Here is a 699-nt window from a genome sequence, read left to right as displayed (position 1 = left end):
CTCAACGCCCGCTGGGAGAAGGAGAAGCAGTCCCTCAACCGGGTCGGCGAGCTGAAGGAGAAGCTGGACGAACTGCGCGGCCAGGCCGAACGCGCCCAGCGCGACGGCGACTTCGACTCCGCCAGCAAGCTGCTGTACGGCGAGATCCCGGCCGTGGAGCGGGACCTGGAGCTGGCCTCCGAGGCGGAGGAGGAGGCCGCGAAGGACACCATGGTCAAGGAGGAGGTCGGCTCGGACGACATCGCCGATGTCGTCGCCTCCTGGACCGGCATCCCGGCGGGCCGGCTGCTGGAGGGCGAGACGCGGAAGCTGCTGCGGATGGAGGAGGAGCTGGGCCGCCGGCTCATCGGCCAGGCCGAGGCGGTCCAGGCCGTCTCCGACGCCGTACGGCGCTCCCGCGCGGGCATCGCCGACCCGGACCGGCCGACCGGCTCCTTCCTCTTCCTCGGCCCCACCGGCGTCGGCAAGACCGAGCTGGCCAAGGCGCTGGCCGACTTCCTCTTCGACGACGAGCGGGCCATGATCCGCATCGACATGTCGGAGTACGGCGAGAAGCACAGCGTCGCCCGTCTGGTCGGCGCCCCGCCCGGATACGTGGGCTACGAGGAGGGCGGCCAGCTCACCGAGGCGGTGCGGCGCAGGCCGTACAGCGTGGTGCTGCTGGACGAGGTGGAGAAGGCGCACCCGGAGGTCTTCGAC

The 699-nt window shown here is 71.5% G+C and carries 1 protein-coding gene; it reads left to right on the top strand.

Features of this window, described 5'->3' with window-relative positions:
* Positions 1 to 699 (top strand): AAA family ATPase (locus G6W55_RS38065; protein ID WP_175525109.1); only part of this gene is annotated, 699 nt, incomplete at both ends.

The sequence above is a fragment of the Streptomyces sp. CAI-85 genome (assembly GCF_013363615.1).
Classification (GTDB): domain Bacteria; phylum Actinomycetota; class Actinomycetes; order Streptomycetales; family Streptomycetaceae; genus Streptomyces; species Streptomyces antibioticus_B.
The sequence above is the reverse complement of the archived record's forward strand: the minus strand, read 5'-3'. Positions and strand labels throughout refer to the sequence as shown.